Raw genomic sequence first — 15032 nt, 5'->3', positions numbered from 1 at the left:
CACGAGGTCGCCATGCATATTGAATGGAAAATCACCAAAAAACGCGGCTACCTGAGGCCCATTCTGCAATATTCCGTGCGGCTTGAAGATCACGAGAAAGCCCTGGCCCTGCCCATAGTAAGCATAGTTTCAACCATTCCGCAGCCGGAAGAAGAACGGCAGGATTACTGCTATCCCGGCCTGTTCGAGCGGACGCCGGGCTACACCCCCACCCGCTTTCACACCCTTGAAGCCCCCTCGCACAAGGGACATTCGTGGACGCGCAGCCTCACCCTGCCCTGGCGCGAAAACAACGAATACCCGGAAGTGGAAGAAGCGTTTCAGCGCCTGCGCGCCGCCCTGGAAGCAGAAATTGAAAAGGCAGACAACAGCCAGCCCATGAACGTAAGCGGCAGCGTGCAAACCTCTGCCGCCGCCAAGGTAATGCTTGCCCCCAACCTGCTTGCAGAACGCTTTTTGCGCCTTGCCGCCGGGGCACAAGCCTCAGGTCAATAAATATAATGATGCGTTGCGGCATGTATGTGAACAGGGACATGCTTTTAATTAGCAACCTAACAATAAAAAATGGCTTATATCTCGCGCATAAAATTCATCACGCATCTATCAGCATAAAATATATGATTTTTTAAATATTGAAATAAACTCATAAGATATGAGTATTATTTTGACATAATCATAACAAGACTGTATATTCATAAAAATTATGATTTATACAGACATTACATGTTATCTTAAAAGTCATAATTTGTTGCTTGTCTGTTTTTCCTGCCTCATCTTTCTGCATCATTAGATACAACGATATCCCAAGACCACAGGCCTGAGACTGATAACGTGCCATAGACTCACTGAGAGGCTGCGATGCGCATCAAGTACAAGGTTTGGTGCCTTACCACTGCAATTATCAGCATAATCGTTTGTGCTGATATCTATTTTGGTTACAATGAAATTGAGTCTTCCATCCGCACCGAATTGGGGCGTGATGCAGAGGACTTCCGCGCCATCATCATGGCCACCCGCCGTGTTTATCAAAAACAGTTCATTGATAGCGGCCTGCCCGTAACCGATGCCACCATCGGCTTTTTGCCTGCGCATGCGCTCGCAAGGATCTCGACAGAATTCCATAACTGGAACAACAGTGGGCTCAGGTTCAGCAATGTGTCTGAAAGGCCGCGCAACCCCGCCAACATGGCAAACTCGTTTGAGCTTGACGCCCTGGCGTGGTTCAAAGCCAACCCTGCCTCCAAAAACCGGATGGTTGAAGTAACAGAAAACGGCCTTGCCTACTATCACTACACCAGCCCCATCTGGGTGGAAGAATACTGCCTGCGATGTCATGGCAAACGGGAAGACGCGCCGCAGTCCATTGCTGCGGCCTATGCTGACTCATACGACTACAATGTTGGCGACCTCCGTGGGATTTTGAGTATTTTCATGCCGTCGGAAGAACTGCGCCAGCAGTATTATTCTGAATGGATATTCCAGATTTCCATACATATTTTGGGCTATCTTGCGCTCTTGCTTGCACTTGGCGGCCTGCTCAACAAATGCGTTATCGCCCGTCTTGCTCGGCTGGAAGAAAGCACCAAAAAGCTCGCCGCAGGCGATTACAGCGCGCGGACAGAATCAATGAGCAAGGATGAAATTGACGATCTGGCCGACTCCATCAATAAAATGAGCTCAGAAATCCAGAAGCGGGAGCAAACCCTGCGCGAGAGCGAGGAGCGCTTCCGCCTGACCACAAACAGCATCAAGGACGCGCTGATTCTGCTGGGTTGCTCCGGGCGCATCATCTTTTGGAACAAGGCGGCAGAGACTATTTTTGGCTATACGGCAGACGAGGTTATGGGACGGATTTTACACGAATTTCTGGTTCCGCCCCGCTACCGCGATAAAATGGCAGATGGCCTGAAAGACTTTTGTTCCAGCGGTCAGGGGATTTTTCTCGGTTCCGGCGTGGAGCTGACCGCCTTGCGAAAGGATGGGCAGGAATTTGCCATTGAGCTTGCGCTGTCTACCATGAACATGCAGGGCAAGTGGGTGGCCATCGGGTTGGTTAAGGACATTACGGAGCGCAAGCAGGTTGAGGCCGAGCTTGCGGCCCACCGTGAACGGCTGGAGGCGCTGGTGGAATCGCGCACCCAGGATCTGATTATTGCCAAAAACGCCGCAGAAGCGGGCAGCGTTGCCAAAAGCGCCTTCCTCGCCAACATGAGCCACGAAATTCGCACGCCCCTGAACGCCATCACGGGCATGATCCATATTTTGCGCAAATCGGGCCTTACTCCCAATCAGGTGGAAAAACTCACCAAGATCGAGATCGCCAGCAGCCACTTGCTGGAAATCATCAATAATGTTCTGGAATTATCAAAAATTGAAGCCGGAAAATTCGTACTGCAACACGTGCCCGTGCATATTCCTACCCTGCTTGAGAACATTACTTCCATTCTGGGCCAGAAAGCGCAGGAAAAAGGCCTTGAGCTGCTTATGGATGCCGCGCCAGAGACCTGCCCCGTTTATGGCGACGACAGCCGGTTGCAGCAGGCCCTGCTCAACCTCGCCACCAATGCGCTCAAGTTTACGGACCACGGCTATGTTAAGGTGGCAGTGCGCCCGGAATCACAGACTGACAGCACAGTGACGTACCGCTTTGAGGTGGAAGACACAGGCATCGGCATCAGCCCGGAGATGCAGCCGCGCCTTTTCAGCGCCTTTGAACAGGCGGATAATTCCATGAGCCGCAAATACGGCGGCACAGGCCTTGGCCTTGCCATCACCAAAAAGCTTGCGGAACTCATGGGCGGCAAGGCGGGAATGACCAGCGTGGAGGGCAAGGGCAGCACGTTCTGGTTCACTGCCGTGCTGCGTAAGGACGCGCCTCCGGTCAACGAGCCGACCAGAGTCAGCGCTGAGGAAGCGGAACGCACCATACGGCAAAAGCTTGGCAGCAAGCGCATTCTGCTGGTGGAAGACGAGCCTATCAACCGTGAGATTGCGCAGGCCCTGCTGGAAGACGTGGGCTTTATTGTTGACCTTGCGGAGGACGGCGGCAAGGCCATTGAGCGGGTGCAGGCTGCTACCTATGATCTGATTCTTATGGATATGCAGATGCCGCACATCAACGGCCTGGAGGCTACCCGGCAAATACGGCTGCTCCCAGAAGGGGCGACCATCCCCATTATCGCCATGACAGCCAACGCCTTTGCCGAAGACCGCGAACTGTGCATAGAAGCTGGCATGAACGACTTTATCGCCAAGCCCGTTTCAGTGTCGCTGCTCTACCAGAAGCTCTGCGCGTGGTTACAGAAGGTGTGAGGGAATGTCTTGCACCTCATTTAGCTAAAATATTTTGAAAATACTTTTTGCATCTTTTCCCTCCAACTTTTTGGAACATCATCCCATGTCTGCCCCCAGCTAGTTACATGTTGATATGCTTTAAATGGCTTATCACTAGTAGGAGCAGGATATCCTAACTCGTCTTCAATACATGTGTGTAAAAGCAGCACAAAATCACGATCACCAACAGCTTCCACAATTTTATCGTTGAACAGTTCCGCTCCAGCTGTGCCGGTGTCAGCGTCATGCACTACAAAAGGCTTAATACCAAATGCTTGAAGGTATTTGACAAGTGAGATTATAACTGGTTTACCTCTCGCCTTAAAAATTTGAACGCAAGAATAAATTTTCTTACGTATTGCTTCTGGCATTCTACGAATGGTTTCACGAAAGACTATTTCCTCAGTATCGCCCTCAACAATAACAATATATTCTGCAAAAAATATCCGAGAAGCATAATCATCCATTCGTAACAACATTTTAATATATTGCCTATCATCATTTTGTAATTCTAAAAACTTTTCTGTAATTGAAAATGGGTTACAACAAATTCCAGTTCCATCATGGCGCAAGCAATTTAAAACCTGCCGTTCTTTTTTGTTCAGGTCGACCATGAAAGGGGAGTGTGTCGTGCACACAATCTGAACGTCACCTTTAGTAAGTTCATATATAGTATCACGCATTTGATTTGCGGCATTCGGATGCAAGTATATCTCAGGTTCTTCAAAACCGATTATAAATCCACGTGTTGGTTCTTTTCCACGCGCTGAAAACCATTGTTGCCGAAATTTTAATAAAGCAAAAACAGCAGAACGGATCATTCCTGATCCTTGTAAGGAAATTGGAGTTCTTACGTTACTTGACATTGAATATTGAAAACAAGGTTTAATTACATTTTCAGCTTTTGATAAGTCTGCCTTTGCATAAAATTGTGCCTGATCAAAGACACTCCCTAAAACATCATTTAATTCATTCATTAACATTCCAAATTGCGTATTTTCATCCGATGGATCAAGCTCAAGTGATAGATCTTGAAGATATTTTTCAGCCTTTTTATAATTTTCAGATACACTTCTAACTTCATTAAATAATTCATTCATTATTTTTTCAAGAGCACCATTTTTTTCTGTTATTTGTAATCGCCCATCATCAATTGGAATAGAAATAAACACTGGAAGCTTTGACGCAAAAATTGCAGAAAATCCACCAGGATTACTGACCCATAAAAGCTCACTATTTTCAGTGACCCAAGCATTATTATACTCTTCAAGTAGTCCTTTTTGCTTGGGTGAAAGTTTACCAGAGTCTTTTCCGAAAAAATCTATTGCACCTTCCGGAGTCATTCCAGCAGCAATCAAATCTTCAATACTATTTGCAGAATCAAAACCTGGCGCAGGATTTCTCTTATACGATAAGACTTCTACAGTCGGATCAGAGCTATCAATCTTGAATGTCTTTTTATATATCATGCTTAATCCAGATTCATTGCTTCCTTGGGGCACAACATAAGGCAACAGCCGGCCTCTGAATCCACGCCATTCTTTCGCTTCCTCAGGAACGTCACGAAACTCCCCCTCTAAAACAATAGTGTCGGTCAAACTACATTGATTTCCTTCATCATCAATACATTGATGAAAATCATCAACGCTAATTGAAGATTTTCCAGGCTTCAATAAATGCTCAATTGCTGCAAAAACACTACTTTTCCCAACATTATTTGATCCGATTAAGAACGTAGCATCACCAAATACAACTTCAGCATTGCATATTCTTCGAAATCCTTGGATTTTAATTTTATACAGCTTCATTTTTTCTTCATTTACATGTATTTTATACAGTATAAACAAAAAAAACACTACAAGTAGTGGGAAAGTTTAATTACTGCCGCCTTATTATTTACTCAGCTACGTTTGAGCCAAACGTTCTGAACTTAAACCCTGAAGGAGTCTCAAGTTCCCACGGAATCCGAAAGAAGTTGAGGACTGCATCAATAATAAGTTCAAAAATTGCTTTCATAAATAATATAAGTTAAGGGAGTTGCAGCAATAAACTTTTTTGTGGAAGTGTCATATTTCATAAACACCTCCTTTTTATTAAGACAAAATATCTTGTGAGTTGCCTTCGCAGCACAAAACTTCTGTCTTTAGGCGTAATATATTTTAAATATAAATTAGTTCAACCAACTTATATGATAAAAAAATATCTAATGTTACTATTTTAGCGAACAAAAATATAACATTACATGTTATATTTTTTTAATATTATTATGCATTTTTAAAAAAACTTACGGGATTTTACAAATCATCAAGCATTATTGAAATTGAAATTATTTGTTCTACCACCACGACTTAATACAAAGACAAAAAGGGCACATGAAGATTTTCTTCATGTGCCCTTAAATATGGTGCGCCCGACAGGAATCGAACCTGTGGCCTACAACTTAGGAGGTTGCGTTTTTTTAAAATAATTTTTCGTTGATACCAAAAGAAAATTTACAATAACCATTTAAAAATACATAAACTTTTACGATCAAACTCAAGCCATTTCGTGCCTTGTCAAACCACTCTAAACTACGTAGACTTCCTTTACGTGTGGGGCAAGTGTGGGGCAAAAACCCCTAGAACTTGATTTTAGGAGGGTTGAAATGGCTGCCGGCAGAGAACGACATGGAACAGCATACCCAGGCGTTTTTTACTATGAAGACGCAAAAGGCGGACGGATTTATTATATAAGGTACAGAAAAGGCGGAAGAGGTTCTAAAGTCTATGAAGAAAAAATTGGCGGGAAAGGCGTTACTCCTAAGATTGCCGCCGGAATCAGAGAATCAAAAATAAAAGGAGAGGAAACAACCAACGAAGAGCGCCGCGAAGAAGTGATTCAAGCAGAACTGACATTTAAAAAGCTTTTTGATTTGTACCAATCGACATTACCTGAAAACCGAGCGCGCAAAGCCGATAAGATAAATTTTAACCATTTAAGCAAGATACATTTAAAAACTATAGATGAAATAACAACTAAAGATGTTGATGCAATCAGGTATGAAAAAGCTAAAAACCACAGCCCGCAGACCGTAAAGCTCATTCTCAATATTTTGACCAGAACTATAAACTATGGGGTCAAAAAAAGCATCATAGCACAACCCGACAGCCGCAAGTTACATGTAGACAAGCCCAAAGTGGACAACATAAAAACAGAGTTTATGACCGATGAACAACTTGCGGCCTACCTTGCCGCATTGGACAAAGAAGAGGATCAGGACACCGCAGCCTTTCTACGCATTGCCCTACTTACAGGCATGCGGCGCGGTGCGATTCTCGGCCTGAAATGGGCTGATATCGATATCAAAAACGGCATTGTTACTTTGCAACCAGAGTATGCAAAGAATAACAAGACTTCCCATATAGCAGTAAATGAAGAAGTTTTAAAAATACTCCAAAAGCTCCCCCACTCCGGTGAATTTGTTTTCCCTGGGAAAGACGGCGGCAAGCGTGAGAACTTCAAAAGGATGGCTGTACGTGTGAGAGATGCCGCTGGGCTTCCTAAAGACTTCCGGCCACTCCACGGGCTGCGCCATAACTTCGCAAGCCGTTTGGCTTCAAGCGGCCAAGTTGACCTATACACACTGCAAAAGCTCTTGACCCACGAAAGCCCCGAAATGACGCAGAGATACGCCCACCTTGCAGACGCGGCAATGAAGCGGGCAGCGGACGTAGTGACCTCTGCCATGACCCCTACCCCGCCAAAAAACGACGAAAAATAGCCTTACTCAAAAAAAATTTAAAATATTTTTGCTGAAAGCAGAAAATCCTTCTCACAAAAGGGTTTTCTGCTTTTTTTTGACTGCAAAAAATTTTCTGAGAGCATGTTTTTATGCAAAAAACACCCTGTCTCAGAGCACTATTTTTTGCTTTTTTTGCATTATGCTATTTAGCATATTTACTTTGTAATGTTGCATTAAATTATATGCGATCTATAAGTTAGTCATGTAGTAGCTCAACGACTCCTAATAGAGCGTTAAATAGTCTAAAAATACAAAACAACGAGGTTGAAAATGGGATACAATTTTATTTCAGAAGAAGATACGGCAAGAGTTTTCGGATTAACTGTAAAAGGTTTGCGGAAACAACGTTATAACGGCGAAGGCCCGGCATACCATAAAGCGGGTAAAAAAGTCTTCTACACTGAAGACGATATTAAAGCATTTGTTGAAGACACAAGAATTGATCCAAGAAAGGCAGGAAAACGTGCGTAACAAACGAAAAAGGGTTGTTTTGAATTGCAGTTCAAAACAGCCCTAGGATCAAAAAAAGCTATTTATACTCTAGTCACGCAGTATAAATAGCGCCCGTTTCGACCATAGTCAACCCGTACGGGAAGGACGCTATTATGAATTTTTTCGCACAAAAAAGCACTCTGCTAGAGTCTGCTCTGGAATATGCAAGATGCGGCTTCTCTGTTTTTCCATCGCATTACAACCCATCCGACCACGGCCCAGGTCAATTCTCTCCCTTGGTTGCTAATGGGCGCAAAGCTGCCACCACAGACGAAAGCCAGATTCACAAATGGTGGACAGATTTTCCGGACGCCATGATCTCCGTGCCAACAGGCGCTGCATCTGGGCTTTTGGCCGTCACCCTGCCGCAAAACACGCTAATGGACACAAAAACGCCTGCATTTTCAGCGTGTTTCAACGAAACTTGCTACATTTTTCAGTACCCAACCACGGGCGAAAAGCCATTGTGTGGGGCAGTTGTGTGGGGCGGAGGTGTGGGGCAATTCCATGGAGAGAATGGCTTTATTGTCGTGCCGCCGTCTACACTGAGGTATAATACTCCTGAAAGTGAAGAAAATTCGTCAAGTTATGCTGCCATTCAGGACGGTGAATTGTTGGGCGCACCAGCAGAATTGCTTGAAAAAATCAGAATGGTGGCGACTGTTGAGAAAGCAGAGAAGGAAATTGTTGTTCCTTTGGGAATGCCTGCAATCTTCAGAGGAGTAGAGAAAAAACAGGAACCAGAGCCGGAGCAGGAAGAAGAGGAAGAACAAGAAAACGGGGTTCCTGAACTCCCTTTAGAATGCCTTCAGCCAAAATTGAAAAAATTGGTGCTGGGCACAGCCGCCGCATTGAACGTTGATCCATGGCTATCTTTCGCAGCAGCGATTCAATGTGTATCCGCAACAATTGGTGCAAATTACATGCTCGACAGCATGATCTCAGCCCCAGCGCACTTGTGGCTTGCCATAGTCGGCCCATCTGGCTCCGGCAAATCGGCGCTGAGCCGCTTTTTCTCAGCGCCAATTAAGAACTCGCAACGACTTTTAGACAAAATATATATGGAGAACATGGTAGGGTACAAGGAAGCCATGCTGATTTATGAAGATGAATACAAGGCATGGATGAAAAACGGGAGACAGGAGAAGAAGCCGACAGAGCCAACAAAGCCCGCATGCAAAACTTACTTTGTTGATGATATTACACCGGAGACACTACAAGTCGTGTTGGCAGAAAATCCCGGTGGCGTTTGCTGGTCGCCTGACGAATTAACCAAACTTCTTGGCTCCTTTGGGCGATATAGCAAGACAGGAAAAAACAACAATGATCCAGCAAAAAGCGCTCTGCTGTCCATGTACGACGGTGGCAGCGTCAGAGCAAAGAGAATGTCGCGCGAATCTGTGAACGCAGACAACTGCTGGATTTCGATTTATGGAACAATCCAGCCTGAAATTTTGTGTACAGCTTTTTGCCGGGAAGACATGTTCAGCGGTTTTTTGCACCGCTTCAGTTTCATTGTTTTGACCGAGCAAACGCCTGTTCATGAAGATTTCCGCCCCAGGCTGAGCGACTTTTGTTCGCAGGTTGAATCTCTGATTAGCCCACTCCTATGCGCGCATGAAATTGTTGCGGAACGAGTTGCAACAGAGGAAGACAAGCTGGTAAAGAACACTGCCCCCCGTACAATTTGCATATCGCGAGAAGGGGAAAAGCTGATACGGGATTACAACCAAACAATAAGGATGGCTGCGCACAACAATAAAACAATTGACGCTTCAAAAGAACTCGGCGACCCAATGACAAGAGCAAACAGGTTGTGCGGGCAGCTTCCAAGGATTGTGCTCATTCTGCATTGCTTGGAGTGCGCAGAAAACGGAACTGCTCCTTTTCCCAAAATCAGCACAGAAACCGTAAGCCGCGCAATAACGATTTTTAAGACTATGACACGGCACGGGCGGAAAGCCTGGGAAATGATCTCTGGGAAAACGGAAGAAAAGCAAAAAAAAGACGATATTTTTAACTTGCTTACGACCGTTGATCCCTTTGTAGATAAGTCGAATGATATGTACCAGATCGACTACAACGCGATTCAAAATGGGAAAAAGCATTCTGAACTTCTCAAGGAGCAGATATTTTCTAATGGCGGGACAGTCCAAGCATTAACAAAGGCGCTTGAAAAACTCGGCTTTTCGAGTTGGAGGACGAACAAGGGAAAAGTCATGAGGATAAAAAGCGAAGAATATAACAACAACTTTAAAAAGGTGCCTGTAAGAACAGGGGAGGCGGCACAGATTTATAAAAGGAATACAGATTTTATAAACACGGAAGCTGAACCAAAAAACGAAGACGTTTTCTAAAAACGCGGCGCAACTTTTCTCTATAAAAGTGCTGAAGTTTATTTTCAGCACTTTTTTAGCACTAAAATATCACTCGAAAAATCTTTTAATAGCAATGAAAAATTTTGAAAAGTGCTGAAGTGCTGAAGTGCTGAAGTTTTTCTACAAGAAAAGGAAGAATAGATTGCATTAAAAAATGCTAATATAAATATAATAAGATATATACCTTAAAATAACCTTTAGGAAATTTTGAGCACTTCAGCACTTCAGCACTTTACGGCTAATTCTCCTTTAATATCAGCGGAAACTGGAGTGCTCAAAAAGTGCTGAAAATAAACTTCAGCACTTTTGTGGCTTGAAATGCGCGCCTACCCCACCAAGGCTTCGCCTTGGCGTGGCCCCTCGGCGCGGGTGGTGGGGGGGGGAATGGCAAAGGGCAATGAACTGGAAAGCCGGAGCCAAAGACAAAATACAGAATTTTTACAATTTCCATGCTTCATTAAAAACGGTTCAATTTTAGAAAAGCGCGCCTACCCAACTGGCTACGCCAGTCGGGCCCCCAGGCGCGTAGTGGGTGAGGGGGGAAGCACTGGGGCAGAATGAGGAAGGCTGGAGCCAAAGACAAAGACAGGGTTCGCCACGAAGCCCAAAAAGACAAAAACGCCACCCGCAGAAAAACCTTTTCCGCAAACAGTTTTTCTTACCCACCACTTAAATTTCGATTCTAAGCGTATGTTTTTCTAGCCCCTTATAAGCCCAGACTTTTAAATTCTAAACGCTTACATTCAAAATATGGGCCGTTTTTCGTGTGCATTCTCCCGGCCCCAGCCTTCCTTCCCTCCACCCCTGGTGCGTCTACACACCCACTACGCGCCTGGGTACCCGGCGGGCAAAGCCCGTAAGGGTAGGCGCGCGTTTTCATCATGGAAGTCTTTCACATTACCCCCCACCACCCGCGCCCAGGTTCCGCAGGGCGTAGCCCTGACGGACGGGCGCGCCTTTCATCATGAAAAGTCTTTCCCATTACCGCTTCTCTTCCACAAACCCCCGTTCGTGTAGATTCTTCTGCATACGTTTTGCCGAATTGAATGGTAACAGTTACCCCGATTGTCTTACACAATTTGATCTCATCGAGACCATTGCCTGACATTTCGTTTCCTAGTTAACCCGATTGTCTTACACAATTTGCCGAAATCAGTCTTATCGGGATGGCCCTTGTGCCCACAAAAACGCGATGCGTTTTCGTGGCCCCTGCGGGCAATCCCGCCCAACCGCCAAGCGGTTGGGATAGGCAAACTCGCCTGTGGCTCGTTTCGAAAGGACAGAGATAACTTTATTCATAATGATAAGGGCTCCGCTTGAAAGACAGAGCCCTTATATTTTAGCTTTCAGGTTGTTCTTGGAAGTCAGTATTTAGCCAATCAACAAATAAAGCGCCAATAGGCTGAATCTGGCATATTCTCTGTCCAATTGACTTTTCTTTAGTATTATCTTTTGCTTTAGTGGCATTGACCGTGAAACTTGGCGGCATTTCATATGACCCCTCTTCCTCAAGAAGAGCATTACTTATTAATTCCATGAGTGCTCTTTTGCCGTGGATCCCATGAAGTTCGTTAAAATAAGTCACAATATCATAGCGTGAGGCTTTACTTTTAAATTTTTTTCTGAATTGAACTAAGCAATCCAGTGCAGGTAAGGAAAGTTGATCAAAGAGGTTATTAAACACTAAATATATGGGGAATGGCGAGCCGTTACCCCCCCTAACAAGAACTGTGAAGAGTGAGCGATTAAGATTCAAGAAAAATTGACGCTTTCTCTCATCACCTTCAGCAACATACTTGGAAATACCAACTCGGATTGCATCAGAAAATTCATTAGAATTGATGACTTGCTGAGGAATTGCTTCATGAAATTCTGCCAACAAATGTAAAAATTTGTTTATCCGTTCTTCACGAAGAGCGTCAATTTTTGTCCCAAGAGCACATGATAATGTCGGCCCTAAAATCGGAACGGCTGAGCCAAAGATATCTGTAGCAGCCTTTCCCAACTGTAGCCACTTTTCGATTCTTCTTGGTTCAGGAATCACAGGAACATTTGTTTTGTTGTCATCTTGCATCATGGGACTCCTTAAAGGTAACAAGGTGCAGAAAGCTCACATTGCAAAAATTATTCTGACAACGATTTTGAACTCCGGGCAAGCAGTTAGTCAGCGTAGTGTGAAAATATCAGTATCCGCAAATCTGCTCGTTTCATAAAGGAAAATTTGATGCAATCATCAGAAAATTTCGTTAACGGCGGTTTCAAAAAATTTGAAAAGTGCGAAGAAGATCTTACGTGGGCGGCAGACGCATTCGGGCGCAAAGACATAGCAGAGCAATTAACGAGACTGATCGCTAACACAGATGACCCATGCGTTATTGGTTTGGTCTCCCCTTGGGGAAGTGGAAAGACTTTTTTTCTACGTGCTTGGGGAAATGACCTTCAATCACAGAACAGGGCCTGTGTGTATTTTAATGCATGGGAAGCCGATTGTTCGGGTGATCCTCTTGTAGCACTTATGTCATGTATACATGATAGTCTTAAGACGAAGCAATGGACTCTGCCAAACTTATTTGAAAATATAAATAAATTAATTGAAATTGTACCAGAATTAATCCGCCCTCTAACATCGGCTCTATCAGTTGCTGATCCACAAGCAAAATCTCTCGAGCTAGCCGGAAAAGCAGCTATTGCAACAGTACAACGCCATAGAGCTAATACAAAATTATTTCCAAAAACTCTTAAAAATATTGCAAAATCTGTTCGAGATCAATGTGAAGACTTCCCTTTACTTATAATGATAGATGAAATGGACAGATGTCGTCCTGATTATGCTATTGCACTTCTTGAAAGAATTAAGCATTTATTCAGTGTTGCAGGAGTTATTTTTATTATAGCAATAGATCCAAGGCAGTTACTAATGCTCGTTGAGCACACATTTGGCCTAAAGTATGACCAGCATGCGGAGAATGGAAAGACCATTAACCATGACACCAGACTAGATTACTTGGGTAAATTTTTTGATATTTACTACAATCTTCCAGAGCCGGACATATCAATACTGATAGAAAAATATTTACTAGAATTGCCTGCTATTGCTGCAGCATACCAAGCAGTAAAAGATGGTCAAGATAGGATCTTTGCAAATCTCAAAATAAGTCCGGAAAAAATATTAACAGGCGACAAATCAATCTTCGCCGGGAAGTCACTCAGAATTATTTTACAAGATTTGGGACGTTTTTCAGTTCTATTACGGGCATACCCCACATTATCATTCTACGAGGTTTTTTTATCTTTCCTGATAATCATGTTACATGACAACCGACTGTCGTGCGATTATTCATGCGATAAAATTCGTATGGCAACCGAAGATGCCATAGCGTTGATGAAGGAAAAGCATTCAAAAACTATTTATGATGACATTAATGAGGAATTGTGGCGAAAATCTAGAGAAGCCTGGGAGGAATTTAATGTAAAACCATATGCCGATGTAGAATATTGTGTTAATATGTGCATCAGGATGTGCATGACAAATAAAGGAAGCGTTCGCCATGAAGAAATGGCGTCGTGCTTTATGGGCGTAATGCAATCGAAAAGTTTTTATGAAATTGGAATCAGCGGCCAAAGAACTATTTACACTTATTACTTTCAAATGCCTTCAATGAATGAAGTCTTCATGTCCATCCAACAAAAATTAAATTTCATACAACAATTTAATACATAGCACTAAAATACCACAGTTAAGTCCAATTGAAATTATCAAATGATTGCTGATGTAACCTTGTAATAACAATTTAATAACATCGTGTTACAATAACATCTGAATAGATTCTTTAAGTGATCATAAACAAGCAATCCCTTTGCTAGGTCAGATACCCAACGCCTGTTAAGATTCATTTTTTTAATGGATCTGAGAATTTCCCTTATTTATACACTAAAAAGCGTGTAATATATGGTGGATTTGATGCACGTTTTCATTGTGTGTGGGGCTAGTGTGGGGCAAAAGAAAAAGGGCTTACGGAGTGTTTCCGCAAGCCCTTGATTTCATTGGTGCGCCCGACAGGAATCGAACCTGTGGCCTACAACTTAGGAGGTTGTCGCTCTATCCAACTGAGCTACGAGCGCAATCCAGATTTTGTAGTAATTCTTTAGGGTCATGTCAAGCTAAGCACGGCGCGGCTGCTCTTACTGCCCACTCCCCCCGCTAGTTGCCGCCCCAAATGAGCAGGGCCAGCGCGCCCAGCGTGCCCACAAGCACGGCATAGGCCTGCCGTGTGCGCAGCGACAGCACTGCCCCAAGCAGGGCCGCCACATACAGGGCCGACCACGTCACCGCCCGCAGGGCCGGTATGGCATGGTGCGCAGAAAGCACCGCCAGCAGCAGATAAATCAGCCCAAAGCACAAAATAAACAGCCCCGCCTGCCACAAGGCCCGGCTCAGCCCGGCCAGCAAAATAACGCGGCCTGGCGATACTCCCCCGCTGCCGCTCCCCCACGCCACCACAGCGTCCACCAGCGGGTTCAGGCTGATGCGCTGGCGCTGTTCACACCAGCTTGCCGTGTAGGCCGCCATCATGGACAGCAAGAGCGGCAACAGCGCCATTCCGGGCTGATCCAGCCCAAACTGTCTGCACAGGGAAAACACCAGCAGAAAGCTCAGGCTGCCATACGGCGGCACCACGCTGCCAAGTTCCAGCGCGTCAAGCCAGAGCAGTTCGATGATTATGCCAAGGGGGAGTGCCAGCGACCAGTCGCCGGTAAAAAAGCCCGCGAACAGGGCAAGACAGATGGGGCGGTCTACAAGGCCAACGATGCAGGTTGAACGCGCAGCGCCAGCCAGGGCAAAAAAAAAGCGTAGGGAGCCCCGGCAGCGAATAAATCAGAAAAGTTGATCATTGGGGCCTCGAACTGTCTCTGTGGGAACGCAGCGAAAATCAAGCTGCACAAGATGATCCTGTATAACGTGCAGGTCTTCCCTGTCCTGTGCGGAAAGGGCCACATGGGGCAGCACCTGTAGCTTGTCCGGCGCGTAGTGCAGGTTGCCCATGTTC

10 protein-coding genes and 1 tRNA gene are annotated in these 15032 nt (G+C 44.8%); 6 read left to right on the top strand and 5 right to left on the bottom strand.

Annotated elements, in window-relative coordinates; genetic code table 11:
* The first annotated feature begins 12 nt into the window (after window positions 1–12).
* Both VEZ52_RS09015 and VEZ52_RS09010 read left to right on the top strand, forming a co-directional pair.
* Window positions 13–495: a hypothetical protein gene (locus VEZ52_RS09015; protein ID WP_324836529.1), complete on the top strand. Its 483-nt coding sequence runs from the start codon at window positions 13–15 to the stop codon at window positions 493–495.
* Window positions 496–858: 363 nt separating this feature from the next.
* Complete coding sequence (locus VEZ52_RS09010) at window positions 859–3312, top strand: c-type heme family protein (protein WP_324836528.1); 2454 nt, start codon at window positions 859–861, stop codon at window positions 3310–3312.
* A gap of 20 nt (window positions 3313–3332) precedes the next feature.
* Here the strand turns inward: VEZ52_RS09010 and VEZ52_RS09005 are convergent, their stop codons facing one another.
* Window positions 3333–5141 (bottom strand): ATP-dependent nuclease, encoded by a 1809-nt coding sequence (locus VEZ52_RS09005; RefSeq protein WP_324836527.1) that lies wholly within the window; start codon window positions 5139–5141, stop codon window positions 3333–3335.
* A gap of 836 nt (window positions 5142–5977) precedes the next feature.
* Between VEZ52_RS09005 and VEZ52_RS09000 the strand changes: the two genes are divergently transcribed.
* From VEZ52_RS09000 to VEZ52_RS08990, 3 genes are all read left to right on the top strand, one after another.
* Window positions 5978–7093: a site-specific integrase gene (locus VEZ52_RS09000; RefSeq protein WP_324836526.1), complete on the top strand. Its 1116-nt coding sequence runs from the start codon at window positions 5978–5980 to the stop codon at window positions 7091–7093.
* Between the two features lie 291 nt (window positions 7094–7384).
* Window positions 7385–7585: a helix-turn-helix domain-containing protein gene (locus tag VEZ52_RS08995; protein WP_324836525.1), complete on the top strand. Its 201-nt coding sequence runs from the start codon at window positions 7385–7387 to the stop codon at window positions 7583–7585.
* 134 nt (window positions 7586–7719) lie between these two features.
* Window positions 7720–9963 carry a DUF3987 domain-containing protein gene (locus VEZ52_RS08990; RefSeq protein ID WP_324836524.1) on the top strand — a complete coding sequence of 748 codons (2244 nt, stop codon included), beginning with the start codon at window positions 7720–7722 and terminating at the stop codon, window positions 9961–9963.
* Between the two features lie 1360 nt (window positions 9964–11323).
* Here the strand turns inward: VEZ52_RS08990 and VEZ52_RS08985 are convergent.
* A complete protein-coding gene (locus VEZ52_RS08985) occupies window positions 11324–12061 on the bottom strand; it encodes a hypothetical protein (RefSeq protein WP_324836523.1) in 738 nt (245 codons plus the stop codon).
* Window positions 12062–12208: 147 nt separating this feature from the next.
* Here VEZ52_RS08985 and VEZ52_RS08980 point away from each other — a divergent pair, with 147 nt between their 5' ends.
* A complete protein-coding gene (locus tag VEZ52_RS08980) occupies window positions 12209–13705 on the top strand; it encodes a KAP family P-loop NTPase fold protein (protein WP_324836522.1) in 1497 nt (498 codons plus the stop codon).
* Window positions 13706–14029: 324 nt separating this feature from the next.
* On the opposite strand, the gene VEZ52_RS08975 is transcribed toward VEZ52_RS08980, so the two are convergent.
* The 3 genes from VEZ52_RS08975 to VEZ52_RS08965 all read right to left on the bottom strand — a co-directional run bounded on the left by VEZ52_RS08975 (window position 14030) and on the right by VEZ52_RS08965 (window position 15028).
* Window positions 14030–14106: transfer RNA gene (locus VEZ52_RS08975), tRNA-Arg, on the bottom strand.
* Between the two features lie 79 nt (window positions 14107–14185).
* Window positions 14186–14662 (bottom strand): hypothetical protein, encoded by a 477-nt coding sequence (locus tag VEZ52_RS08970; RefSeq protein WP_324836521.1) that lies wholly within the window; start codon window positions 14660–14662, stop codon window positions 14186–14188.
* Window positions 14663–14860: 198 nt separating this feature from the next.
* Window positions 14861–15028: a hypothetical protein gene (locus VEZ52_RS08965; protein WP_324836550.1), complete on the bottom strand. Its 168-nt coding sequence runs from the start codon at window positions 15026–15028 to the stop codon at window positions 14861–14863.
* Window positions 15029–15032 lie beyond the last annotated feature (4 nt).

The organism is Desulfovibrio sp. (assembly GCF_035644575.1).
GTDB lineage: Bacteria > Desulfobacterota > Desulfovibrionia > Desulfovibrionales > Desulfovibrionaceae > Desulfovibrio.
This window is presented reverse-complemented; position numbering and strand designations above follow the sequence as displayed.